Annotated in this window: 25 protein-coding genes; 7 read left to right on the forward strand and 18 right to left on the reverse strand. The window is 69.1% G+C overall.

Annotated elements, in window-relative coordinates; genetic code table 11:
- Positions 1 to 2 precede the first annotated feature (2 nt).
- Entirely contained in the window at positions 3 to 212 is a 210-nt protein-coding gene (locus NKJ07_RS03745; protein ID WP_318569255.1) for a hypothetical protein, read from the forward strand.
- A gap of 138 nt (positions 213 to 350) precedes the next feature.
- Here the strand turns inward: NKJ07_RS03745 and NKJ07_RS03750 are convergent, their stop codons facing one another.
- From NKJ07_RS03750 to NKJ07_RS03760, 3 genes are all read right to left on the reverse strand, one after another.
- On the reverse strand, positions 351 to 2,057 hold the full coding sequence (locus NKJ07_RS03750; protein WP_318569256.1) for a tRNA uridine(34) 5-carboxymethylaminomethyl modification radical SAM/GNAT enzyme Elp3: 1,707 nt from the start codon (positions 2,055 to 2,057) through the stop codon (positions 351 to 353).
- 106 nt (positions 2,058 to 2,163) lie between these two features.
- Entirely contained in the window at positions 2,164 to 3,105 is a 942-nt protein-coding gene (locus tag NKJ07_RS03755; RefSeq protein ID WP_318569257.1) for a glycosyltransferase, read from the reverse strand.
- Between the two features lie 226 nt (positions 3,106 to 3,331).
- Entirely contained in the window at positions 3,332 to 4,417 is a 1,086-nt protein-coding gene (locus NKJ07_RS03760; protein ID WP_318569258.1) for a class I SAM-dependent methyltransferase, read from the reverse strand.
- 233 nt (positions 4,418 to 4,650) lie between these two features.
- Here NKJ07_RS03760 and NKJ07_RS03765 point away from each other — a divergent pair, with 233 nt between their 5' ends.
- Entirely contained in the window at positions 4,651 to 5,508 is an 858-nt protein-coding gene (locus NKJ07_RS03765; RefSeq protein WP_318569259.1) for a helix-turn-helix transcriptional regulator, read from the forward strand.
- 63 nt (positions 5,509 to 5,571) lie between these two features.
- Here NKJ07_RS03765 and NKJ07_RS03770 read toward each other — a convergent pair whose 3' ends face one another.
- From NKJ07_RS03770 to epsC, 8 genes are all read right to left on the reverse strand, one after another.
- Positions 5,572 to 7,641, reverse strand: coding sequence for a DHH family phosphoesterase (locus NKJ07_RS03770; RefSeq protein WP_318569260.1), 2,070 nt, complete (start codon positions 7,639 to 7,641; stop codon positions 5,572 to 5,574).
- Positions 7,642 to 7,833: 192 nt separating this feature from the next.
- The gene (locus NKJ07_RS03775; protein ID WP_318569261.1) at positions 7,834 to 8,103 is read right to left on the reverse strand and encodes a hypothetical protein; all 270 of its coding nucleotides are present in this window, start codon (positions 8,101 to 8,103) and stop codon (positions 7,834 to 7,836) included.
- A 25-nt stretch (positions 8,104 to 8,128) separates the two neighbouring features.
- The gene (locus tag NKJ07_RS03780) at positions 8,129 to 8,731 is read right to left on the reverse strand and encodes a YIP1 family protein (RefSeq protein ID WP_318569262.1); all 603 of its coding nucleotides are present in this window, start codon (positions 8,729 to 8,731) and stop codon (positions 8,129 to 8,131) included.
- An 11-nt stretch (positions 8,732 to 8,742) separates the two neighbouring features.
- Entirely contained in the window at positions 8,743 to 9,405 is a 663-nt protein-coding gene (locus NKJ07_RS03785) for a thymidine kinase (RefSeq protein ID WP_318569263.1), read from the reverse strand.
- Between the two features lie 113 nt (positions 9,406 to 9,518).
- Positions 9,519 to 9,716: a XapX domain-containing protein gene (locus NKJ07_RS03790; RefSeq protein WP_318569264.1), complete on the reverse strand. Its 198-nt coding sequence runs from the start codon at positions 9,714 to 9,716 to the stop codon at positions 9,519 to 9,521.
- Position 9,717: 1 nt separating this feature from the next.
- Complete coding sequence (locus NKJ07_RS03795; protein ID WP_318569265.1) at positions 9,718 to 10,308, reverse strand: NADPH-dependent FMN reductase; 591 nt, start codon at positions 10,306 to 10,308, stop codon at positions 9,718 to 9,720.
- A 99-nt stretch (positions 10,309 to 10,407) separates the two neighbouring features.
- A complete protein-coding gene (locus NKJ07_RS03800) occupies positions 10,408 to 11,355 on the reverse strand; it encodes an A/G-specific adenine glycosylase (RefSeq protein ID WP_318569266.1) in 948 nt (315 codons plus the stop codon).
- Positions 11,356 to 11,414: 59 nt separating this feature from the next.
- Positions 11,415 to 12,284, reverse strand: a complete 870-nt coding sequence (gene epsC / locus NKJ07_RS03805) for a serine O-acetyltransferase EpsC (protein WP_318569267.1) — start codon at positions 12,282 to 12,284, stop codon at positions 11,415 to 11,417.
- A gap of 120 nt (positions 12,285 to 12,404) precedes the next feature.
- Here epsC and NKJ07_RS03810 point away from each other — a divergent pair, with 120 nt between their 5' ends.
- Positions 12,405 to 12,725: a ribbon-helix-helix protein gene (locus NKJ07_RS03810; protein WP_318569268.1), complete on the forward strand. Its 321-nt coding sequence runs from the start codon at positions 12,405 to 12,407 to the stop codon at positions 12,723 to 12,725.
- Positions 12,726 to 12,732: 7 nt separating this feature from the next.
- Here the strand turns inward: NKJ07_RS03810 and NKJ07_RS03815 are convergent, their stop codons facing one another.
- Both NKJ07_RS03815 and NKJ07_RS03820 read right to left on the reverse strand, forming a co-directional pair.
- Positions 12,733 to 13,185 carry a DUF7988 family protein gene (locus tag NKJ07_RS03815; protein WP_318569269.1) on the reverse strand — a complete coding sequence of 151 codons (453 nt, stop codon included), beginning with the start codon at positions 13,183 to 13,185 and terminating at the stop codon, positions 12,733 to 12,735.
- A gap of 59 nt (positions 13,186 to 13,244) precedes the next feature.
- Positions 13,245 to 13,787 (reverse strand): hypothetical protein, encoded by a 543-nt coding sequence (locus NKJ07_RS03820; protein ID WP_318569270.1) that lies wholly within the window; start codon positions 13,785 to 13,787, stop codon positions 13,245 to 13,247.
- Positions 13,788 to 13,930: 143 nt separating this feature from the next.
- Here NKJ07_RS03820 and NKJ07_RS03825 point away from each other — a divergent pair, with 143 nt between their 5' ends.
- Positions 13,931 to 14,200: a BolA family protein gene (locus tag NKJ07_RS03825; protein WP_318569271.1), complete on the forward strand. Its 270-nt coding sequence runs from the start codon at positions 13,931 to 13,933 to the stop codon at positions 14,198 to 14,200.
- A gap of 176 nt (positions 14,201 to 14,376) precedes the next feature.
- Positions 14,377 to 15,075, forward strand: coding sequence for a hypothetical protein (locus NKJ07_RS03830; RefSeq protein ID WP_318569272.1), 699 nt, complete (start codon positions 14,377 to 14,379; stop codon positions 15,073 to 15,075).
- A 9-nt stretch (positions 15,076 to 15,084) separates the two neighbouring features.
- On the opposite strand, the gene NKJ07_RS03835 is transcribed toward NKJ07_RS03830, so the two are convergent.
- The 4 genes from NKJ07_RS03835 to NKJ07_RS03850 form a co-directional block, all read right to left on the reverse strand.
- Positions 15,085 to 16,227 (reverse strand): ABC transporter ATP-binding protein, encoded by a 1,143-nt coding sequence (locus NKJ07_RS03835; RefSeq protein ID WP_318569273.1) that lies wholly within the window; start codon positions 16,225 to 16,227, stop codon positions 15,085 to 15,087.
- 126 nt (positions 16,228 to 16,353) lie between these two features.
- A complete protein-coding gene (locus NKJ07_RS03840) occupies positions 16,354 to 17,262 on the reverse strand; it encodes a carbohydrate ABC transporter permease (RefSeq protein WP_318569274.1) in 909 nt (302 codons plus the stop codon).
- Entirely contained in the window at positions 17,259 to 18,296 is a 1,038-nt protein-coding gene (locus tag NKJ07_RS03845; RefSeq protein WP_318569275.1) for a carbohydrate ABC transporter permease, read from the reverse strand. The genes NKJ07_RS03840 and NKJ07_RS03845 overlap by 4 nt, the downstream gene beginning before the upstream one ends.
- Positions 18,297 to 18,311: 15 nt before the next feature.
- Positions 18,312 to 19,703 carry an ABC transporter substrate-binding protein gene (locus NKJ07_RS03850; RefSeq protein ID WP_318569276.1) on the reverse strand — a complete coding sequence of 464 codons (1,392 nt, stop codon included), beginning with the start codon at positions 19,701 to 19,703 and terminating at the stop codon, positions 18,312 to 18,314.
- Between the two features lie 314 nt (positions 19,704 to 20,017).
- Here NKJ07_RS03850 and NKJ07_RS03855 point away from each other — a divergent pair, with 314 nt between their 5' ends.
- Complete coding sequence (locus NKJ07_RS03855; RefSeq protein ID WP_318569277.1) at positions 20,018 to 21,424, forward strand: class II fumarate hydratase; 1,407 nt, start codon at positions 20,018 to 20,020, stop codon at positions 21,422 to 21,424.
- A 331-nt stretch (positions 21,425 to 21,755) separates the two neighbouring features.
- Positions 21,756 to 21,881 (forward strand): HVO_2901 family zinc finger protein, encoded by a 126-nt coding sequence (locus NKJ07_RS03860; protein ID WP_318569278.1) that lies wholly within the window; start codon positions 21,756 to 21,758, stop codon positions 21,879 to 21,881.
- On the opposite strand, the gene NKJ07_RS03865 is transcribed toward NKJ07_RS03860, so the two are convergent.
- Positions 21,878 to 23,743, reverse strand: a complete 1,866-nt coding sequence (locus NKJ07_RS03865; RefSeq protein ID WP_318569279.1) for a hypothetical protein — start codon at positions 23,741 to 23,743, stop codon at positions 21,878 to 21,880. The genes NKJ07_RS03860 and NKJ07_RS03865 overlap by 4 nt on opposite strands.
- Positions 23,744 to 23,840 lie beyond the last annotated feature (97 nt).

Raw genomic sequence — 23,840 nt, forward strand, 5'->3', positions numbered from 1 at the left:
CGATGCGTACGACTCCGGGGGAGGCGGAACGCGAGCACCGCGCGGACGCCGAGGCCGATCCGGACCGACCGAGACAGCGCGATACCGTGGACCGGCGTCGATCCGAAGGTGGAACGACCGGCGACGAGCGGACCCGAGCGACGGACGAGCGGGCGCGGAGCCACCCGGTCGGCGGGCGGCGCTCCGCTGTCTCGGGGTCGCCGGCGCGGTGACCGGACTGACCGTCGATCGCGTCCGCGCGAGGGGTCCACGACCACGGCGTCCGCGTTCGCTCGTGGGAGCTGCGCGTCGTCGGCCGTGCGTGACGGCGGTCGCTCGCGCAATGCCTGGATCAGAACGCTCTGTGAAATCTACAGCCGCTTCGACACGTACGGGCCGTCCTGGTGGTAGCCGAGCTTGTCGCAGTAGTACTGTCGGACGCCGATCCCGGAGATGACCGCGAGCTTCGAGAAGCCGTCGTCGGCCGCGAGTTCCTCGGCCCTTCCTAAGAGACGCCGACCGTAGCCGCGGTGTTGCCAGTCGCCCTCGCCGCCGAGTCCGACCTCGCTCCCGTAGACGTGGAGTTCTCGCACGATGGCAGCGTCGCGGAGTTCCTCACGGACGGGGTCGGCGTCGGGGCGGTCGCCGTACGGCGAGTACGAGGGGTAGCGAAGGCGGCAGAAGCCGACGAGGAGGTCGGCGTCGGGATCCTCGAACGCGAGGAAGTGCTCTCGACCGCCGACGGCGTCGTACGTCCGGGTCGAGAGCGTGATCCGATCGGGATCGGGGTCGGCGTCGTTCATCCCGACCTCGCGGGCGCGGATGTCGCGTGGTTCGATTCCCCTCTCGGCGGCCCGCTGTTCGGCGAGCTGGCGGAGGTTCGACTTCCAGACGCCGGCGTCGATGAAGTCCGCGGGGATGTCGCGCTGGACGCGCTGCAACCGGGTGTACTCGGGGACGAGCCCCATCGCCTCCGCGACGACGTCGGCGGCCTCCTCGTTCGTCAGCGGGTCGAACTCCTCCCGGCGCCACTGGTCGTACACGCGGGTCCCTCTCACCACCAGGGTCGGGTAGATCTTGAGGTAGTCGGGCCGCCACTTCGGATTCTCGGCCAGTTGGCGGAAGTCCTCGACGCACATCTCCCGGGTCATGCCGGGCTGGCCGGGCATCATGTGGAAGCCGACTTTGAACCCCGCGTCGCGCAGGCGGCGGTTGGCGTCGACCGACGCCTGCGTACCGTGGCCGCGGTGCATCTCCCGGTTGATCCGTTCGTAGGTGGTCTGGACGCCCACCTCGACTTTCGTCCCGCCCAGCCGGAGCATCCGGTCGATCTGCTCGGGGTCACACCAGTCGGGCTTCGTCTCGAACGTGATTCCCACACAGCGAACGTCGGCGGTCTCGTTCTCCGCGATGACGTCCGCGACGTAGCGGAAGTCGTACTCGTCGGGGGCCTGTGCGAACGACCGCCCCTCCGCGGGGTTCGGGGGCGAGTCGAGGTCGTACTCGTTCATCGCCTGCAGGGCGCGCTTGACGAACCACTCCTGGTAGTCGTGGCTCCGCGCGGTCATCGTCCCGCCCATCAGGATGAGCTCCGCCTTATCGACCGGGTGACCGATGTGCCGCAGCTGTTCCAGCCGGAGCGTCACCTGGCCGTAGGGGTCGTAGTCGTTCTGCTCCCCGCGCGCGGCGGCGGGCTCGTGGCCCGTGTACGACTGCGACGAGTCGAATTCGCTCGCCGGGCCGCCGGGACAGTACAGGCACTTGCCGTGCGGACACATGTGCGGCGAGGTCATGATCGCCACGGGCGAGACCCCCGAGGCGGTCCGGACCGGCTTGCGCCGGACGACCTCCATCACGTCCTCGCGGCGGTCGTCGGGCGCGTGCTGGAGGACGTCGGTGTTCTTCGGCACTTTCGGCGAGGAGTGTTCCGAACACGCCCGCAGTTTCGCGCTCTCGAGCGACTCGGCGTTGACCTCTCCTGCCAGAATGCGCTCGACGAGCGTCTCGCAGGTCTTCCGGAAGGCCTCGGTCTCCTCTGGATCGGGGTCGTCGACGGTCCCCTCCGCGGTGCCGGTCATCGTCCCTGAGTGGTGGACTGAGGCGAATAAGCGTGTCGTTCGTCTAAACGCTCGGCCGAAACGACCGGCAGCGCGACCCGCGGCCTGCTGTGATACGCCCCGCGACCTACCGACGCTCCCGCCCGAGCACCTCGACGCGGCCGTCCTCTGCGAACCGGTACCGCCGCCCGGCCCACTCGAACTCGGTGACGACGCGTCCCGCGAGCGTCACGACGGGGAGCAACAGCAACCCGGGGTACGCGAACAGGACGTTCACCCGACGGAGCCCGAGCCGGGCGTACACCCCGGCGATGGCGACCGTGAGGAGCGGTGCGACCGTGAGCGGGAAGCAGACGCCGGCCGCGGCCAGCGGCACGCTCAGGAGCGACCAGCGCCACCCCTCGTTGACGCCGACGATGCGGACGAACCGAACGAGGCGGTTCGAGACCCGCTCGAACTCCCCGGGGACCGTCACCGGGGTCACCAGTGACCGAACCGGGTGAACGCCGGGGAGTCGCTGGGTGAGCAGGTAGTCGTCGCTCAACACCTCCCGGAGTTCGTCAGCGAGCGCTGGGACGCTCACCGTCAGTTCCGACCGGGTGAACGTCACGCCGCCGCCCCAGGCGGTGTCGGCCACGCTCCCGACCTGGAAGCACATCAGGAACGCGAACAGCGCGCCGAACCACGCCTCGACGAGCCGCCACCAGCCGTCGCCGACGAACACCGGAACGGCGCTCGCCGGGCCGTGGTCCTCCCCGGCGGCGACCAGTCGGTCGATCCACTCGGCGTCGCGCTCGAAGTCGTCGTCGGTCCAGACGAACCGGTCGTTCTCGGCGCGCTCCATCCCGTACGCGAGCGCGTTCGCCTTGCCCGAACAGCCCTCCGGCTCGCCGGCGACGAGCACCTCCACACCGTCCGGTGGGTCGTGCCCGGCGACCGGATCGACCGGCGTATCACAGATCACCAGCAGTTCGTCGTCGGGGCCGAGGCCGGCGACCAGCGCCTCGCAGGCGTCGCCCCACTCGACGGTCGGCAGCAGGACGCTCACGGGGTCGCGCTCGCTCATCATCCGTTCTGTCGGGTGGGAGGACCCGACGATAATCAACGTTCTCACACGGCCTGAACAGAACGAGCACAGCGAGCCCGCGTCAGCGGACGGCCGTCGTGTCGGCCGTCCGACGACCACCGTGCGTCACCCCCACGACGAGGAGGACCCCGGCGACAGTCGCGAAGGCGACTGACCCGGTCGAACCCCGACCCCGACCGTGACGGTGACGGTGCGGAAGTCACCTCTCTCAGCGTACGAGTCGGTACAGCCGGAAGAACTCGTTCTCGATGGGGAGCACCTCGACGTCGGAGAAGCCCGCCTCCGTCGCGTACTCCCGCAGCGTCTCCGCGCGCATCACGGTCCCCGTGCCGACGCCGTCGTCGACCATGCTCACCGGCAGGCAGTGGAAGACGCTCCAGCCGTACATGAACGCCTCGACGGTGCCAGCGTCGGGCGCGAACGAGTCGTCGACGCGCTCGTCCATGACGAGAACGGTGCCGTCGGGGGCCGCCAGGTCGTGCATCGACGACAGCACCGAGACGGGGTCGGACATGTCGTGGACACACTCGAACGCCGTCACGAGGTCGTACGACCCCTCGACGTCGGCGGCGTCGGCGTGGGTGAACGAGAGTCTCTCGCCCACGTCAGACGCGGCGGCGTTCTCGCGAGCCCTGTCGACGGAGGCTTCGTCGGCGTCGATACCGTGGACGGTCGCGTCAGGGTACGCCCGTGCGATGCCGATCGCCGACCAGCCGTGGCCACAGCCGACGTCGGCGACGCGCCCGCCGGCACGGAGCGCGGCGTCGACCCCGTCGAGCGACGGCAACCACTCCGTGCCGAGTTCGTTCACGAACAGCGGCCGGTTGAGCGCCGCCTGTCCCTCGTGTAAGTCCGCGCCGAACTCGTGGAACTCGATCCCCTCGCCCGTGCGGTAGGCCTCGGCGACGTCGCCGACGATCGACACCGCGCCCACGACGGTCCGCGGGAGCGACGCGAGGTAGTCGAGGCTCTCGGGGTCGGTGAGGACGGCCGCGTGTGCCGGCGGGAGCGCGAAGCGCCGTTCGGCGGCGGCCGCCCCGGGGTTCTCGCACGTCAGGAGCCCCGCGACCGCACCCTGTTCGAGCCACTCGCGCGCGTACCGTTCGCTCGTCTCCGTGGCCGCCGCGAGTTCGACGGACGTCGACGGTCCCTCGGCGGCGAGGGCGTCGTAGTAGCCGAGCCGCGAGCCGAGGTGGATGGCGTAGGTGGTGAACGTCCCCAGCGCGGCCTCGAAGACCCGTTCCTGAAATGTTTCGACGGCAGTTCGGTCGATCTCTGGCTGGCTCGTTGCCATGGCTGGACGGTGGCGTCCGAGCGGGCTATAGTTACTTTCTGAGACACAGTTTCCGAAACGAAACGTGTCGGTCGGGGTGTGACGGAGGTCGCGTCCGGAGACGACGGCCACGCGGTGACCCGCGTCTCACGGCCCGAGACACAGTTATCACATCGGGGTGCGAACGGATGGTAACGCGTGTCATCCACTGGAGGGACCGTGGACACGCATCCCGAGATTCGGGGGAGGAGAAGATGAGAGACGCAGATGGGGAAGTCCTCGACGAACTCCTGCAGAACGCGCTGGAGATCCAACACCGCGGCCTCAGGGCGGGACCAGCCGACGCTCGACTCGACACCGACGAGTTGCTCGACGTGGTCCGGCACCGCGAACTGTTCGAGGCGCTGTACGACGAACCGCTCGACCGTCGCGACCTCGAAGCACGGCTCGACGTCTCGCGGGCGACGAGCCACCGGTTCACCCGCTGGCTCGCGTCGAACGCGTACGCCGACCGCGTCGACGGCGTCTACCACCTGACTGGCGAGGGCGAGGTCGTCGCCGAGGCCGTGATGGGGCTCGAGCGGAAGCTCCGGGCCGCCGACCGGCTGGCCCCCCTGCTCGACGTGATCTGTGAGGACCACCGGGACTTCGTGGTCGAACCGTTCGAGGACGCCACCGTGACCGTGGCGACGCCGTCGGAGCCGTACGCGCCGGTGACCCGCTTTCTGACGCTCCTTCGCAGCTGTGGTCGGTTCCGCGGCTTCAACACCACCCACATGATCCCACCGGGGCTGGCCGATCTGTACGGCGATCCGTTCGCGGCGTGCGAGGTGGAACTGATCTCTCTCCCGAACGTGATCGAAGCGCTCCGCGAGACTGAGCGCGACGTCTGGCGCGCGCTCGACGAGGAGGACGGACATCTGAAGCTCCTGACCCGCGAGGCGCTCCCGTACGGACTCGCGCTGTTCGACGACCGGGTCGGGATCGGCGGGTACGACGAGGAGACCGGGACGCTTCGGGTGTTCGTCGACACGGACACGGCCATCGCGCGGGCGTGGGCCGAACGGGTCTACGAGACGTTCAGGCGAGACTCGAAGCCGGTGACCGCGTGAGGTCGAGGCCGGACGAGCGTTCCCACGGTCGACTGGTCGGACGGCGAATACGTCGCCGGTGAGTCAGAGCTGGTCGGCGACGGCGTCGACGACGGCGCTCAGCACGTCCTCACGCATCCCCGAGAGGAACTCGATTCGGCCGTCGCGGATGCCGAACGCCGTCACGCCCGCGGCGGGGACGCGTTCCCGTGCCGCGGCGGCGACCGAACGGACGTCGAACGGCGCGGTGCTCCGGAGGTAGAGTTCGTCGGTGCCGATCCCGACGGTGACGAACGGCCCCTCGTCGGTGCGGTTTCTCCGGTGGAGTTCGTCGAGCAGCAGCGTCGTCGGCGGGAAGTCGAACCGGTGGGTGAACGAGTCGGTGTCGAGAACGGCGAAGTTGACGCCGCCGGCCTCTCGGGTTTCGAGGTTCGCCTCGGCTGTCTCGATCTCGTCTTCGAGTTTGACGCGGAACTGCTCGGAGACGTGGCCGGCCAGACCGCCGTCGTCGTCGAACAGGAGGTCGGTGATGAGTTCGCGCTTGTCCTCGTACGACTGGTAGTACGCCTCCAGCGCGACCGCCTCGCGGATCTCGCGGACCCGGTCGGCGTCGTAGCCGGCCTCGGCGGCGGCCTCGACGTACGCCTCGGGCGTCTCCTCCCAGTAGCTGACCGCCGGGAGGTGGGCGAGGTCGTCACGCACCTCGGGGTTGACCGCGCTCGCGACGTTGGCGGCGAGCGCCCCCGTCGAGAGGTCGTCGGCGTCGTCGGCGTCGACGAGTACCTCGGTCACGTCGGCGACCTCGTCGTCGGCCGCGGCGGCGTCGAGCACCACCCGACGCGCGCCGTAGACGCCGAGAAGCCCGAGACCGTCGGCGGACTCGGCCGTCGAGCCCGTCCCGACAAGCAAGACGAGCGGGAGCCGCTCGTCGTGGCGGTCGCGGTCCTGCAACATCCGCGTCACGTCGTTCGTCGCCGCGTCCATCCCGTACATCGGGTCGTCGAGCGGACGGCGCGTGAAGTAGTGGTACTCGGCGTCCGAGGTGGGGTACTCCTCGCGGATGAGCGGGAGGACGGCCCGCTCGATAGCCGCGCCGGCGACGTAGCCGTCGGCGGTCGCCGCGTGCCGGAGGACGATCGGACGGTCGTCGAACACCGCCCGGCGGATCGCTTCGGCGGCGTCCGCGAGCTCCTCGGTGCGGGTCTCGACCGCGCCGTGCGGCGCGAGCGGTTCGACCGACTCCGGTCGGGCCCGGGAGGTCATCGCGTCGTCGAGACGGCCCTGGACGGTCGCGGCCTCGTCGTCCGTGAGGACGGTCAGCGCCTCGGTCTCGATCTGGAGTTCGCCGCGACGGAGTTCGACCTCGCCAGCCAGCCGGACGACGTCGTCGACGTCGACCTCGGGGTACGCGCGGACGCCCGCCTCGACGAAGGCGGCGCACTCGACCGTCCCGGTCTCGTCGCGGAGCTCGAACACCGTCGGTCCGGACGTCTGGTAGACGTCGACCACGATCGCCTCGACGCTGACGTCGTCGCCGACGCGGTCGTCGAGGTCGTCGATCGAGACGCGGGAGAACGCCTCGTCGTCGACCGCCGTCGAGTCGCCCTCGTCGACCGCCGTCGAGTCGCCCTCGTCGTTCCTGTCGTCCACAGCGTCGCCGTCAGAGGACGCACGACCGTTCCCCGCGTCGCCCTGCGTGTCCGGGACGGAGTCGCTTCCTCCCCGGTTCGTGCGGTCGTTCGTGGTCCCTTTCGCCGGCTTGGGCCGTTTCTTCACCGGTCCCGTGTCGGCGTCGTCCTCGTCGCGTTCGAGCGGTTCGCCCGCGGGGTCGCCGTCGGGGTCGTCGATACGGGCACCCCGGAACTCGCTCTCGGACTGCCGGATGGACCAGCCGAGGTCGACGTTGCCGTTGTCGCGGACGTTTTTCACCTGGACGAACACCGTGTCACCGCGCTCCCAGTCGAGGCTCTCGAGGCGGCGGTCGAGTTCGCTTCGGTGTAAGAGGCCGGTGACGCTCGGCGAGAGGTCGACGAAGACGCCGAACTCGGCGAACCCGTCGACGGTGCCCCGGTAGAAGCGGCCGGACGTGAGTTGGTTTGCGTGCTGTCCGCGGAAATCGAACCAGACGTCTTCTTCGTGGGTAATCCAATCCATGGGTGTGTCACTGGGTTAGATGGGTGGGAGAGACCCGCCGTCGGCCGGCGGGTCAGGTCCGTTAGCCGAAGGAAACGCCCGCCGACTAAAACGATTGTCGATACGCCGGCGACAGCAGCGTCCCCCCGCCGAGCGTCGACCGTCGCCCCCCGTGGCGTGTGAGCACCCGCAGTCGCCGGGTTCTCCGGGCGCTCACTCGTCCGCCGCCGCGTGCGACTCGTCGGCACGCAACGATTCGATGTCCGAAGTGAGTGCGGTCACCTGGTCGGGGTCGAGCGCCACCTCGACGTGGTTGCCCTCGCCGTCGTCGAAGACGAACTTCACCCGGTCGCCGAACGCCCGGGCCTCTGTCTCCGTGACGTGGTACAGTTTCACCGTCGCACCTTTCGTCTTGGTGCCGACGTGTTTCACCGCGCCCTCGTCGAGTTCGATCACGAAATCCGTCAGGTCGAGCGTGAGCATGGGCTCGCTACGGCGAGGGGGCGGATCAAATCACCGCCCAGGCGCGGGCGACGGCGATGATCGCGCCGAAGCCGCCGAAGGCGTAGCCGAACACCAGCGCCGCCGGGACGAGCGCCGCGACGGCCGCCCGGGCGACGCTCGTGCCGTGGACCTCCGCGAGACCGACGACGAGGAGAGCGGCCCCGTAGAGCGCACAGCCCGCCCGCACCGTCGGGAACGGCAGGCCGGCGAGGGCACACGGTGCCGTGGCGTAGGCGATGGTCTGGACGGTCTCGCTCACGCCGGCGCGGTCGGAGACGACGAGCATGAGCAACAGCGTCTGGATCGCCGCGGTAAGATGCAGCGTTGCGGGAGCGACGAGCAACCCGACCGCGAGCAGCGTCAACGCCGCCGACAGCGCCGGCCCACCCTGGACCGCGGGGACCGACGTGGGGTCGACCAGAAAGCGGGTAGCGACGAACGTCAGGGCGACGACGACGGCGAAGACCAGCCCGGGTGCCTGGTCGCCCGGGACGACCCCGGCCCGGAAGAAGCCGCGCGGGCGGACGAGCACCTCGACCCAGGCACGGCCGAGCCCGATCGGTCCACGTTCGCGCCCCTCACCGGGCGTCTCGACCCACGTTGTCACAGTGTGAGTGATTAGGCGCGCCGGAGCGTATGACAGTTCCGACATCGCGCCTCGTAGGACTCCTCCGAGCCGACGAGGACCGTCGGGTCGTCGACGTGTGCGGGCTCGCCGTCGACGAGCCGCTGGGTCCGCGTCGCCGGCTCGCCACAGACGGAGCAGATCGCCTGGAGCTTCTCGACGTACTCCGCGACGGCCATGAGCCGCGGGATCGGCTCGAACGGCTCGCCTCTGAACGTGGTGTCGAGCCCGCAGACGACCACCCGGTAGCCGTCGTCCGCCAGCGACTCACAGACTCGGGGGAGCGCGGGCCCGAAGAAGTTCCCCTCGTCGATCGCGACGACATCGACGCCCTCGTCCAGCGCCGAGAGGTGGTCGTAGATCTCCCAGGCACCGTCCCGTCCGTGGTCCTCTTCGGCTCCGGCGGCGCGCTCGTCGGGGTCGCCGCCGTCCGTGCCGGCGGCCGGGCTCCCGACGACGGTCGCTTCCCAGGTCCGCCCGTCGTGTGACCCGACCGTGGTCTTCCCGTAGCGGTCGTCGACGGCGGGGCTGAAGACGGCGACCGCCTGGCCCGCGATCTCCGCGCGCCGCAGCCGCCGGAGGAGCTCCTCGGTCTTCCCGGAGAACATCGAGCCGGTGACGACCTCGATCCACCCGCTCTTGGTGATGGCGTGCACGCTTCGAGAGGGGCCAACCGAGACGCAAAACCGTTCCGGCTCTCGGTCGCCGGCGGGACTCTGATGTCGATCGGTCGGCGGTTCCGGCGCGGGCCACGCCACGCCGGACGGTGTCAATACAGCCCGCGAAGGAGCCCCAGCACGTCGACGCTGTACCCCAGCGCCTCGACGCCTCTGAAGCCGAGGTAGATCCCGACGATGCCCATGATGCCGGCGGCGTTCGGCGGGGCCGGGATGGGCACTTCGAGGGCCGCGAAGGCCGCGCCGGCGACCAGCCCCGTCGCGAGCGCGACGGCGACCTGGAGGTTCATCTCAGTCCCCCGCGCCGACGTTCTCGCCCGCCTCGAACGTCTCGGGATCGGGTTCGATGGTCGCGTACTGGACGACGCGCCGCCCGAGTACGCGGACGCGCTCTGCGAGGTCCTCGTCGGTGATGCGCCCCTCGCCGCCGTCGTACGTGACGTGTCTGTACGCCCCCGGCACCGCCGCCTGGTGCGGGACGACCCAGCAGTTGAGCGCTCGGCAGACCGACCGGAGGTGTTCGAGCGCGGTGACGGGGAACGACCCGCCCGCGACGCCGAGGAGGCCGACGGTCTTCCCCTCGAACTCGTCGAAGCCGCAGTAGTCCAGCGCGTTCTTCAGCACGCCCGAGTACGAGCCGTGGTAGACGGGCGTCCCGAGGACCACCGCGTCCGCGCCGTCGACCGCGGCGAGGAGTCGTGCGCCGTCGCCCTGTTCGTCGGCCGCGAGGTCGGCGTCCAGCGGCGGGAGATCGAGCGTCCGGAGGTCGAGCAGCTCCGTCGACGCGCCCGCTTGCGCCGCCTCGTCGAGCGCCGTCTCCAGGGCGGCCCGGGTGTAGCTCTCGTCGCGGCGGCTCCCGCAGATGGCGAGGACGTGTGTCATGCGCGGAGCGACGAGCGACGGGGAGAAAGGTGCCACGATCCGCGCCCCAGGCGCCAACCGATGCGAGCGAACCCACGCCGATCGACTCGGGCGGGTGCCTCAGGCCTGGAGGCGAACGCGAACCGTTTCGTCTTCGTCGTCATCGGCATCCCCATCGCTACGGTCGTCGCCGTCGACGACCTCGACCAGTCCGTCGTCGGCGAGATCGGAGACGAGGTCGCGGAGCCACGCCCGGGAGTCGGGTCCGTAGTCGACTCTCACCCTCGGGCCGAGTTCCGAGAGCGCGAGCGCGTCGTACTCGCCCAGGACGCGAACGACTCGCCCCCGGAACTGCCGCCGCGAGCCCTCGAAGCTCGGCTGCTCGGGGACGTCCGGCGCGGTGAAGTCGCCGGTCTCGTAGGCGTGACACCACCGCCGCCACGGACAGCCGGCCTCGTCACAGCGCGGCGTCTTCCCGCAGGCGACGCCGCCGAGTTCCATGATCGCGTTGTTCCAGACGCGCGACTCCCCCGCGGGCATCAGCCCCTGCGCGACGGTCTCGAACGCGCCGTCGTCGTCCGCGACGGCGAAGGCGCGGTAGAGCACGCGCTTGACGTTGGTGTCGACGACCGCCTCCCCGGTGTTGAACGCGAAGGAGGCGACGGCGTTGGCCGTGTACGGCCCGACGCCCATCAGTTCCTCTAACTCGGCGGGTGACTCAGGGAACGTCCCGTCGTACTCCGCCGTGAGCTGTCTCGCGGCCTCCTGGAGGTACTTCGCCCGGTTGTTGTATCCCAGCGAGTGATCCGACCAGAAGCGCACGACGTCGGCGCGGTCGGCGGCGGCGAGCTCCTCGACCGTCGGCCACTCCTCCAAGAAGTCCTCCCAGGCGTCGACGACCCGTCCCAGCTGGGTTTGCTGGCTCATCACCTCCGACACCAGGATCGAGTACGGATCCGTCGTGCGCCGCCACGGGAACTCGCGGTGGTCGGACTCGTACCACTCGACGAGCGCCGCACGGACGGCGTCGCGGTCCACCCCCGAGAGCGGGGACTCCTCGTCGCTCATCGACGGGGGAAGGGACGACCGGAGTAAAGGCGTAGTGGTTCGCACCCACCGATGGACGGTCAGTCGTTGTCCTTGCGAACCTGTGTCGGGTGTTCGGCGATGAACACGCTCGTGTGATCCGGCACGTCGTCCGTGATCCAGGAGTTCGCGCCGATGCTCACGTGATCGCCGATCGTGACCGGGCCGAGGACGTTGCTGCCGGCCCCGATGACGACGTGGTCGCCGATGTCGGGGTGGCGCTTGTACCCCTTCTTGAGCGTGTGCTCTTCGTCTTCTTCCTCCTCGAAGTGGAGCGCGCCGAGCGTGACGTTCTGGTAGATCCGAACCCACTCGCCCACCGTCGCGGTCTCGCCGATGACGACGCCGGTGCCGTGGTCGATGAAGAAGTGCTCGCCGATCTCCGCGCCGGGGTGGATGTCGATCCCCGTCTCGACCTTGGCGTACTCGGTGAGCTCCCGGGCGTACTCGGGCGCACCGAGTTCGTAGAGGACGTGAGCGACCCGATGGATCGTGACCGCGTGAAAGCCGGGATACGACCGGATGATCTCGACGTAGCTCTTCGCGGCCGGATCGCCCTTGTAGGCGGCCTCGACGTCCCGTTTGAGCGTCCGCCGGAGCGCCGGCAGCCGGTCCAAGAGCGCGTCGACCGTCTCCGTCGGGTCGTCGTCCTTCGGCGCGTACGAGTCGACGCCGAGGTGAACGAGTCGCCCGAGTTCCGCGAGTCGGTCGCCCAGCGCCTCGTCGTCGCCGACCAGCGATCCCGCGTTCCAACAGCGGGGGAACAGCAGGCGTTCGAGGGCGCTCACCTCGTCGCGCAGGTGGTCCCGGCGGGGGAACCGCATCGACGTGCGTGTCGGGAACGGCTCCGCGTCGTCCCGGAAGGACGCCTGCAGCGCCAGGTGGGCGTCCCCGGCGTACGTGTAGCCCATACCTCTGACGTAGGGGGAGCCGAACCAAGAGAATTGTGAACACGTCTTCACCGGTCGGAGATGCACGGCCGTGACGGGTGAACAAAAAGCCGTATGTCCCCAGGCCCCCTCTCGCCGGCGATGACACTCGACGACCTCGACGCCGACGTCAAAGACGTCTACAGCGGGCTGAACGACGAACACACCGCCGACCTCGACCGCGAGACGAAGAACGAACTCGCGATGCTCGCGGCCGTGTTCGACGCCGACGTGAACGAACTCCTTCGACGAGGGGTCCACGCGCTCTTCCGCTCGACCGTCGACACCGGCGACCTCGACTTCCACCTCCGGCAGGCGTACGACGTCACCTACGACGAGTATCTCGCGGGAATGACGTACGACGAGATGACCGGGGCCGACCAGTACCCACAGCGCGACGACGAACGCCGCTACCAGATGTAATCCCCGGTCACGACCGCCACTCGACGCGCACCAGGTCGGCCCGTGGCGTCTCCGGGGGGCGGGGCCGGAGTTCGACGCCCGTCCCCGTTCCGTCCGCTCGCTCGCGCTCGATCGAGAGGGCGTCGACGGCGACGACGAGCCGACCGCCGTCGAGCGTCGCCCGCAGGACGACGCCCGTCGCCGTCGGCGCGACGTACGGCGGGGCCGCGACCGGCGTCGCCCTGAAGCGCCGTCCCGTGCGTTCGACGCAGTCGGCGAGCACCGACGGCAACTCGCCCCAGACCCCCGCGCTTCGGAGCCGTGATTCGATCTCCCGCCGGACTGCGCTCGTGTCGGTCCGTCCGGCGTCGGTCGTGACGGCCGCGGCCGCCGCCGCGGCGCACGTGCGGACGGCGTCGACGACTCCCGGATGACTCTCGACGAGGGAGTCCCGGACGGCGCTCGTGTCGACGTCGGTCACACCGTCGGGTACTCCTCACGGCACTATATACTGTCGCCCGACACTGCCCGACTCCGGCTTCAGCCGTCGACACCGACGACGTGTTCCGCGACGACGACCGGATCGTCGCCGTATGGGACGACGACCAGCCGGAGGACGTCACCGCGGTCGAACCCACGGGAGTCGGTGACGCCCGTCGAGCCGGTCTGGAACCCGCGACTCTCGACGAGCCAGCGCCCGTCGGCGCCCGGAAGTCGCCTGCTTCGCGACGCTCGGAGGAATCGGGTTTCCCCACGGTGTCGGTCTCCGAGTCGTGTCCGTCGGGCGATCACGTACCAGCCGTCGCCCTCCTGGTCGAGGCGACGGGCGAGGTCAGGATCGGTCGCGTCCTCGACCCGCGCTTCGAGCCGAACGGCCACGAGCCGTCGGGCCGGCACGAAGCTGACCCAGACGGGCCGCTCGCGGTCGCCGTCACTGTCGACGTCGACCGTCTGCCCCTCGAACGTGATCTCTCTGACGTACGGGTTCGTCGAATCGGACGGTCCGTTCTGGAGCTGTCCTGCCACGCTGATCGACAGCAAGGAGACCCCAGCGCCGGCGAGGATGCTCCGTCGATTCCACATGCTCGAAGGAGCGATCGGCCGATATATGACGGTTCGCCCTCGATTATCACTCGTCGTACCTCCAACGAGTGAGCAGCCTGGCGGGACGAGTTCCCGGAACCGGTATCCGTCGACTTTTGCCCCCGGAGCGCCACGGGGCGGGTATGAACACGGCCGAGGTCGAACGACTCATCGAGGCAGGGATCGAAGAGGCGGAGGCGACCGTGACGACGCCGCGAAACCCCGACCAGGAGTTCGAGGACGCACACTTCGCGGCGGTCGTCGTCTCCCCCGCGTTCGAGGGGAAGTCGCTTGTCCAGCAGCACCAGCTGGTGTACGACGCCCTCGACGGACACATGACGACAGACATCCACGCGCTGGAGATGAAGACGTACACGCCCGCGGAGTACGACGACCACGCCGACGGGGCGTGACGGCGACCCCGCCACCGGGGCGTGTGGCGGCTCCCGGACGGGCCCAGAGCCACCCGATCGCCGTCGCAGGACGACACCGTTTTCAGAGCCCGCGGAGAGGCCGAGACGTGTACCGAACCCACGACCACGAGCGTGTGCGACCGCCGACCACCGGGGCGCACCGCTTGGAGTGAACGGTGCTCGCTGAGGCGCTCCGGTACCCGCTCGGCGGCCGTGCCGGCCGCGACGCGTTCGCCACCTGTACGGGGCTCGTGTTGGCCGTTCTCGTCCTGTTCCGCGTGGGGAGTGCGCTCTGGCCCACGCCACTCGTGGCCCTCCCCGTGGTGCTCGCCCTCCCGCCCGCATCGCTGTTCGCCGGCTATCTCGGACGCGTCCTCTCGGCCGATCCGGGGCGAAGCGGCGCGCCGCCGTTCGCCTGGTCGCTCGGCGCGTTCCGCGTCGGCCTCCGGCTGCTCGTCGTCGCCAGCGTCTACCTCCTCCCGGCGGTCGTCGCCCTGTTCGGGACGGCGTTCGTGCTGATCAGCGGGGGCGGCGGCTCGCTCCTGACGATCGCGCCGACCGTCGCGCTCCTCGTCACGGTCGCGTCCGTCTACGTCCTCCCCGGGGCGCTGTCCGCGGCCGTCCACCGTGGGCTCCGGGCCGGCTTCTCGCGGCGGTCGCTCGGCGGCCTGGCGAGCGGCTCGTACTTCTTCGCGTGGACGGTCGCCACGTCGCTCGTCGTCGTCGCGTGGAGCGCCCTCGCGACCGCGGGCGTCGCGACGGTCGCCGCAGTCCTCGGGGCGGTCGCGGTCGCGTACGCACACGTCGTCGCGGCCCGTATCCTCGGCGAGGGCCTGTTCAGGAGCCCGTGGGAGCCCTCCCCCGGGGGTGTCTGAGTCGGAGCGTCAGCGCTGGGGCGCGTCGACGATCTCCTCGTCGACGACCGTCCGGTTGTGTAGCGCCCGTCCGGTCCGGCGGTCGAAGACGTGGATCGCCTCTTCGGGCAGTCGCGCGGCGACGGACTGTCCCCGGCTGAGCTGCCGCATACCGCTCGTCGTCGCCACGAGCGTTCGTTCCGTCTCGTCGCCGAGCGTCAGGTAGACCGTGTTCTCGTCGCCCATCGGCTCGACCACGTCGACCTGCGTCTCGAAGTCGTGCGGGCCCGAGGCGCTCGCGACGAGTTCGATCGCCTCGGGGCGGATCCCCAGGACGAGTTCCGTCTCGTCGCCGATGTCGGCGGCGAGCGCATCCGAGACGAGGTAGTCGAACGCGTCGGCGACCAGGCTGTCGCCCTCGCGGTCGACGTCGAAGAAGTTCATCGACGGCTCACCGAGAAAGCCCGCGACGAAGACGTTCGCGGGCTCGTGGTAACACTCCAGCGGCGTCGCCACCTGCTGGAGTTCGCCGCCGTCGAGGATGGCGATCCGGTCGCCCATCGTCATCGCCTCGGTCTGGTCGTGGGTGACGTACATCGTCGTCACGCCGAGGTCCTCCTGCAGCCGCTGGAGTTCGGTGCGCATCTGCGCCCGGAGTTTGGCGTCGAGGTTCGACAGGGGTTCGTCCATCAGGAACACCTCGGGGTCGCGGACGATGGCCCGCCCGAGCGCGACGCGCTGCTGCTGGCCGCCCGAGAGGTCCCGCGGCTTGCGTTCGAGGAGTTCCGAGATGTCCAACAGCGACGCCGTCTCCGCGACGCGGTCGTAGATCTCGTCCTCCGGGAGGTCAGTGCTCTCTTCGAGCCCGAACGACATGTTCTCCCGCACGGACATGTGCGGGTACAGCGCGTACGACTGGAACACCATCGCGATGTCCCGATGCTGCGGTTTGACGTCGTTGATCGCCCGGTCGTCGAGGCTGATCGTGCCGTCGGTGACGGTTTCGAGCCCCGCGACCATCCGGAGCGTCGTCGACTTTCCACAGCCCGACGGCCCGACGACCACCAGGAACTCGCCGTCGTCGATCGACACCGAAACCTCGTCGACCGCGACCACCTGTTCGTTGCCGTCCTGAAACACCTTCGTGAGCGAATCGAGTTCGAGTGATGCCATCTTATCGCCTCCTGTTGTCCGTCGTCGGTCCTCCGCGTGCCGTCGTGAGCGGCTGTCGTGGGCGGCGGCGCGGCTCCGTCGCGAGCCGACGCTCCGCGTCCGTCTTCGCCCGCCGTCGCGCGTCGGTCACGTCGCCACCCCCTCGGCGAACTCCTCGCCGAACATGATGTACACCGCCAGCGTCGGGAGCGCCGCGAAGAACGCTCCGGCCATCCGAAGCCCGAAGTCCTGCCCCTCTAGCGACTGGCCCAACCCGGCGAGGATCAACACGACGGGCGCGGCGGCGCTGGACTCGGTCGCCACCAGGATCAGGGTGAACAGCAGGTCGTTCCAGATCTGTGTGAACTGGTAGATGAGGACGACCGCGAACATCGGCGTCGACAGCGGGAAGACGATCCGCTGGTACACCCTTCGTAACGTCGCGCCGTCGAGTCGCGCGGACTCGATCATCTCGGTGCTGATGTTCTTGTAGTACGACCGGAAGAGGATCGTACAGATCGGGATCCCGTAGGCGACGTGGGTGACGATGAGTTCGACGATGCCGACGTAGTCGTCGTTGATGCCGGCCGCCCAGAGGAACGCCAGCCACTCGTCGAGCGGGGCGATCTGTGCCCAGAACTGGCTCAGCGGCACGAGGACGGCCTGGTACGGGATGAAGATCCCTGCGACGAACAGCGCGAGCAGCGGTGCCTTGTACCGCATCCGCCAGGTCGTGATCGTGAGCCCGTACGCCGCGATGCTCCCGAAGAACGCGGAGAGGACCGTCGCCGGGACGGCGTACAGGAGGCTGTTGCCCATGCCGCGCAGCAACGCGTCGACGGCGGTCCGCCACTTCTCGAGCGTGGCGCCGTTCGGACCGGGCGGCGCGAAGGGCGCCGTCCCGGTGATCGCACTGCTGGTCTTAAACGACGTGACGAGCCCCGACTCGATCGGGGTGAGGTAAAAGGCGATCAGCCCGAGGAGCACCGCGTACAGTCCGACGCGGTAGCCGTCGAGGGTCTCGAGACGGCCGCGTAGCGACGTCTCGGTGCTCATAGGTTCCCCCTCCTGAACTGGTACGCGAGGTACGGGCCGATGACCGACAGCGCCATCAAGAAGAGGATGATGGCGAGGGCGGCACCGTACGCCCAGTTCTGGTTGGAGTACGCCTCACGGACCATCTTCGTCGCCAGGATGTCCGCGCCGTTCGGCGGGCGATAGTTGGCGTTCAGCGAGTAGAGGAAGTCGAACGCCTTCAGCGCGAACACCATGAGCACCACCGCGGCACCGATCGTCGCGCTCTTCAACTGCGGGACGATGACGCGCCAGTACATCTTCAGCGTCGAGGCCCCGTCGACCTTCGCCGCCTCGTAGTGTTCGGTCGGGATCGCGCGCAAGCCCGCGAGGTAGACGACCATCGCGTACCCCGAGAACTGCCACATCAAAGCGAAGATAACCGCCCAGAGGACGATCCCCTGGTTGCCGATCCAGTCGATCGGTCCGATCCCGAACGTGCCCAGCGCGATGTTGACGACCCCGTTGTTGAAGTTGTACATCCAGAGCCAGAACTGCGCCGTCACGACGAACGAGAGGCTCATCGGCAGCAGGTAGATCGTCCGGAACGTGTTCTCGAACCGGATCCCGCGGTCGATCAGGATCGCCAACACGAGCCCGACCGCGAGCGTCGCGGCGGTGAACGAGACGAGCAACACGACCGTGTTGAGCGCGGCGTCGACCGCCCCCGGGTCGGTCGCCGCCCGGACGTACATCTCGAGGTCGAGGTTCGAGTAGTCCGGCGCCTGGGCGAACCCCTCGTAGTCGGTGAGCGAGATCATCAGGTTCCAGATGATCGCGCCGTAGACGAACAGTCCCATCAACAGGAACGCCGGCAGCCAGAACGGAAGCGACTCGGCGAAGTCACTCCCGAAGCGGCCGTCGACACGACCGATCAGCCGATCGAGCGGCCCCCGACGCACCCGTTCGCGCTCGGACTCGCTCACGACGCCACCGTCGGTGCGCGTGTCGTCGTCCCCCGTGTGCCGGCCCCCACCCGGGAGTAGTCGTCGAATCGTTCGAAAGATTCGGGACATGGTACGACTGTTCGATTAGTTCGAGACCGCGTCGAGGAAGCCCTGCGTCGCCGCGTCGACGTTGTACGGGCCGGTGAACTCCGAGGAGATGACCTCGTTGAGCGCGGTCATCTTCTCGCTCGTGACCGCGAGACCGTGCTGGAGCGTCGGCGGCCGTTGGTCGGCTTCGGCGAAGTCCTGGGCGGTCTCCTGGAGGTACGGCCCGAACTCGTCCATGCTGACGTCGGTCCGCGTGGGGATGGAGCCCTTGTACTGGTTGAACGCGATCTGCGCCTCCGGGCTGCCGACGAAGCTCAGGTACGCCTTCGTGTTCTCGGAGGTCGGGTTGTTCGACGGGTAGAGGAACGAGTCGAAGTGGAGCGTGTACATCCCCTCGGTCCCGGGGAACGTCTTGAAACCCCAGTCCTCGTCGTAGTTGAAGTCCTCGGCGTTGCGGTACGCGCCCGCGGCCCAGTTACCCTGGTGGATGAACGCCGCGTTCCCGTTGATGAGGTTCTGGTTCGACTCGGTCAGCCCGATCGAGGAGGCGTCGTCGCTGATGTAGTTCTCCAGCACCGCCGCCGTCGACTCGAACGTGGCGCGGACGGCCTCTTCGGGGCCCTCGCCGTTGATGAAGCTCATGTAGGCGTCGTACCCCTCCTGTCCGAGCATCATCGCCGCCCACAGCTGTGTCGTCGTCCAGGTGCCCGACATCCCGTGGGTGAACGGGATGTAGTCCGTCTCGGACGCGACCGTGTCGAGCGCGTCGGCGAACGCCGAGACGCTCGTGAGCGAATCGACGTCGACGCCGGCCTCCTCCACCACGCTCACGTTGTAGAACAGGCAGTTCAGCCGGTGGGAGCCGAGCGGAACGGCGCGGAAGCTCCCGCCCTGCTGGTGGAGGTCGACGGCCTCTTGAACCATGACGTCCTCGAAGCCGTTCTCCGACCAGACGTCGTCGACGGTCCCGAGCGCGCCCTCGTACCGCTGGAGGTTCTTCCCGGGCCAGTTGGCGAACGTGCTCGGCGGGTCCCCGCTCTGCAGTCTGTTGGCGACCACGGCGTCGAGGTTCTCGTTGCCGCCGCCGCCGATCGGGTTGAACTCGGCGGAGATGTCGGGGTACGCCTCGCCGAACGCGGTAGCGAGCGCCTCGGCCGCCCGCGCGCCGTCGCCCCCGGTCCAGCCGTGGAGTATCTCTACCGGCGCGCTCGAGGAGCCGGAGCCGCCGTCGCCCGAACCGCCGCCACCGTCGCCGCTCCCGCCGTCTCCACTGCCGCCGTCACCGGAGCTGCCGCCACCGTCGCCGCTCCCGCCGTCCCCGTTCCCGCCGCCACCGGCACAGCCAGCGAGACCCGCCATCCCGACACCTGTGAGTCCCGTAAGCTTGACGTACGTCCGTCGTGAGATATCGCGATCGTTGTCTGTCATGGTTTCTTTGTAGTATAAGCCGCTCGTTACGACAGTGAGACAGTATCTACATAAAACTTATCGAATTTACCATATATAGAATGAATGTTCCAGACAGTGCTCGGAGGCTCCGAGGCCGTCGGCTGACGCTTCCACGCGTGAACTGTTGGTGAACGAATACACTGGTTTTGGACAGGTGCGGTGAGACTCCCGGACCAGCCGGGGGAGCAGATCCCGCGTCGGCGTGCGGACACCGCGGCGACGGCTCGGCTCGCCGGCCGTCGTAGCGTGCCGCAAGAGTAGCTTTTAGGCGACCCCGTTCCGTTGCGCCGGACATGAGTGAGGACTACCGGGTCGAACGGGACAGCCTCGGCGAGATGCGGGTTCCAGCGGAGGCGTATTGGGGCGCACAGACACAGCGAGCGATCGAGAACTTCCCCATCTCGGGCATCAGCTTCGGCCGGCGGTTCGTCCGCGCGCTCGGTGTCGTGAAGAAGGCCGCGGCGCAGGCCAACCGCGACCTGGGCCTGCTCGACGACGCGGTCGCCGACGCGGTCGTCGAGGCCGCTGACGAGGTCATCGCGGGCGACCTCGACGACCAGTTCCCGGTCGACGTCTTCCAGACCGGATCGGGCACCTCCTCGAACATGAACGCCAACGAGGTGATCGCCAACCGCGCCGCGGAGCTCATGGGCGAGGAGATCGGCGACCGCGCGGTCCACCCGAACGACCACGTCAACTACGGCCAGTCGTCGAACGACGTGATTCCGACCGCGATGCACGTCTCGGCGCTCGAAGCGATGGAGAAGGACCTCCGTCCCGCCCTCGAAGCGCTCGCCGAGGCGCTCGGGGCGAAGGAAGCGGAGTTCGAGAACGTCGTCAAGACCGGCCGGACACATCTGCAGGACGCCACCCCCATCACCCTGGGACAGGAGTTCGAGGGCTACCGGACGCAGATCGAGAAGGGGGTCACGCGCGTCGACCACGTCCACGACCACCTCTCGGAGCTCGCCCTCGGCGGGACCGCCGTGGGGACCGGCCTGAACACCCATCCCGAGTTCCCCGAACGCGCCGCCGAGTACATCTCCGAGGAGACGGGCATCGAGTTCCGCGAGGCCGACAGCCACTTCGAGGCACAGGCGGCCCACGACGCGATGAGCGAGGCCCACGGTGCGCTTCGAACGGTCGCGGGATCGATGAACAAGATCGCCAACGACCTCCGGCTGCTGGCATCCGGACCGAGAAACGGCCTCGGCGAACTCGAACAGCCGGAGAACCAGCCCGGGTCGTCGATCATGCCCGGCAAGATCAACCCCGTCGTCGCCGAGGCCGTCAACCAGGTCCACAAGCAGGTCGTCGGCAACGACGCCGCGGTCGCCGCGGGCGCGGCGGAGGGCCAGATCGACCTGAACCTCTACAAGCCCGTCCTCGCGCACAACGTCCTCCAGTCGACGGAGTTGCTCGCGAACGCCGCAGGGGTGTTCGCCGAGCGGTTCGTCGCGAAACTCGAAGCCAACGAGGACCACTGCGCCGACCAGGTGGAGCGCTCGATGGCGCTCGCCACCGCGTTGAACCCCGCCATCGGCTACGACAAGGCGTCGAAGGTGGCGAAACAGGCGCTCGCCGAGGGCAAGACCGTCCGGGCGGTCGCCGTCGACGAGGGCTACCTCACCGACGAGGAGGCCGACGAGGTGCTCGACCCCGCGCGGATGACCGAGCACGGGATCCTCGGCGACGACTGACCGCCTGTCTGCCGGCACGTCGAAGTCCCAGGGGTGTCTGTCCCGCGACTCCGTTCGGCGTCGCCCACGTAATCCGGACAGTCACGCCCCGCAGTCGTTCCTGAACGCGGACACAGCTGGCCGAGACGTCGTCCCGGATCCGCGTTAGCCGCCCGTCTGACGGGAGCTTGACAGTCGGTCGGAGCCGCGGAACTCGTCGCCCGTCCCCCGGGCTGCGTTTGTTGCGTGTGAACGCGTCTCGAAACCGAGGAAAAACGACATCTTGAAGCTACATGCAGGTGTTCATGTCACTATGGCGGGGATGCAGATAACAAAGCAGTCCGGTCGAGACATGCTCGTATGCCGAAAGTGTGCCGCGGAGTTCCCCGAGGGCAGAGCCACGAAGGACGGGTGGCATTACGAATGTCCCGAGTGCGGCGAAGCCGAAGGGATCGGCGACGGTCTCCGGCGCGTCTAGGACGAATCGCGGTTCTGCAACAGTAGTCGCATCCCCACGAGAGCGCCCGCCGCGACCGCCAGGCCCGCTCCGAACCCCGGCGTGTCGACGCGCTCGGCGATCTCTTCTCCCGTTGCTTCGACCCGTTCCGTCGTGACGTCGTCGCCCCGCGTGGTGCCGTCGTCGGCCGTGGTCGCCGAGTCGGTCGACCTCCCGTCGGTGGCCTCGGTCCCACCCTCGACGCTCCGTTTCGGCCGGTCCGTTCGGACGGACGGGTCCGTCGGGTACGCGTCGATCGCGTCGTTCGTCCCGTCGCCGTCGGTGTCGGGGCTCGTCGGATCGGTGCCCACCGTGCGCTCGGTAGCGTCCGAGAGTGCGTCGCCGTCGGTGTCGGGATCCGTCGGGTCGGTCCCGATCTCGTGTTCGCGGGCGTCGTCCAGCCCGTCGGCGTCCGTGTCCGCCGTGAAGGGGTTCGTCTCCGGATCGTTCTCGACCTCCGCCCGACTGGTGAGACCGTCACCGTCGGGATCCAGGTCGGGACCGTGGACGTAGCGTGTCGGGTCGTCGGGGACGGGTGGGAGCGCGTCCGTCGTGACGTAGCGGTCGAGCCACGGGCCGATCGCGTCGTCACCCGTCGTCTCGACCACCTGCGCCCGGAAGGCGTCGTAGTCGTCGAACGCCCGGGTCGTGACGAACACGTCGTACAGCGTCCGCTCGCCTCTCGTTCGGTCGCGGATCTCGGCGTCCAGCGCGGCCAGCACGTGCGCCCCTTTCTCGTAGTCGCCGAGCGTCCCGCGCCAGCTCTCCCGGTCCGCGAGAACCACCGCCGTCCGGTTCGGGGCGAAGCGCTCTGCGGTCGTCGCCCCGTAGAACGCCTCGTAGGACGCGCCGCCGGCGTTCAGCGTCGAGAGGTAGCCGTAGTACTCCGCGGTGGCCTCGGTGAGCCACGCGGCTGAGCCGTTGCCGACCCCGCCCAGTCGCGAGTGGACGTACTCGTGTGCGAAGGCGTTCTCGGGCTCGGTGACCCTGGTGGCGTCGGCGGTCACCCAGAAGGCGTCGCCGGACGCCTCGCCCGTCACGAACGTCCCCTCGGCGGCGGCGGCGTGGTCCTCCGTCGGCAGCACGAAGACGACCAGCCGGTCGCGACGCACGCCGAAGTCGAACCGGCCCCGCGCCCGGTCGAGGAACGCCCGGGCGGACGAGAGGTTCGCCGCCGCCGTGTCGTTGCCGACCACGAACGTGACCGCTTCGGTGCCCTCGTCCGTCTCGACGACGTCGTGTGGCCCCATGAACGCCATCCGGTCGGCTCCGTAGCCCGTCCTCTCGACCGTCGTCGTCGAGACGAACCGCGGCCGGGGACCGCTGTACGTGATGCCGACCCCGGTCCGCGGGGCGGTCGCGAACGCCCACTCGTCCCGTTCGACGCCCCGACTCCCGGCGGCGATGTGGTCAGTCGGAACCGTCAGCCGCAGATCGAGCGTCGGCGTCCGCGTCGACGCCGACCGCGTCCACTCGAACGTCGTCTGGTCACGTCGGTCGAACCCGTCGCTGTCGGCGACCGACACCGACGACCCAGCGATTCCGGGCAGTCGGACGCGGAACACCGTGACCGAGTCGGGCAGGGTGTACGCGACGGTGAGTCGCACGACCCCGGCTCGCTCGTCGGACGCGAACGTGTAGCTCGTGTTGACCGCGGGCCCGTTCGGCGCGTGGCGGTCCGCGAACGGACCACCGGCATCCGCGTCCGCGGGATCCGTGGTGGTTGTCGGCGGGGCCGTCCCGCCGCCGTCGACGGCGGCGACGGGCGTCGCCACGACCTGCACCACGAGGAGGGCGACGAGGACGGCCACGGCCGTCCGGATGCACGTCCGAGACGGGGACATGCGTGGGTGTACGCCCGGCGGCTACTTCAACAGGCGGCCTGGCGGGATCTCCGTCCGGAAGCACCCGACGGACCACTCCGGACGTAGCGAACGGCGG

The sequence above is a fragment of the Salinigranum marinum genome, assembly GCF_024228675.1.
GTDB lineage: Archaea > Halobacteriota > Halobacteria > Halobacteriales > Haloferacaceae > Salinigranum > Salinigranum marinum.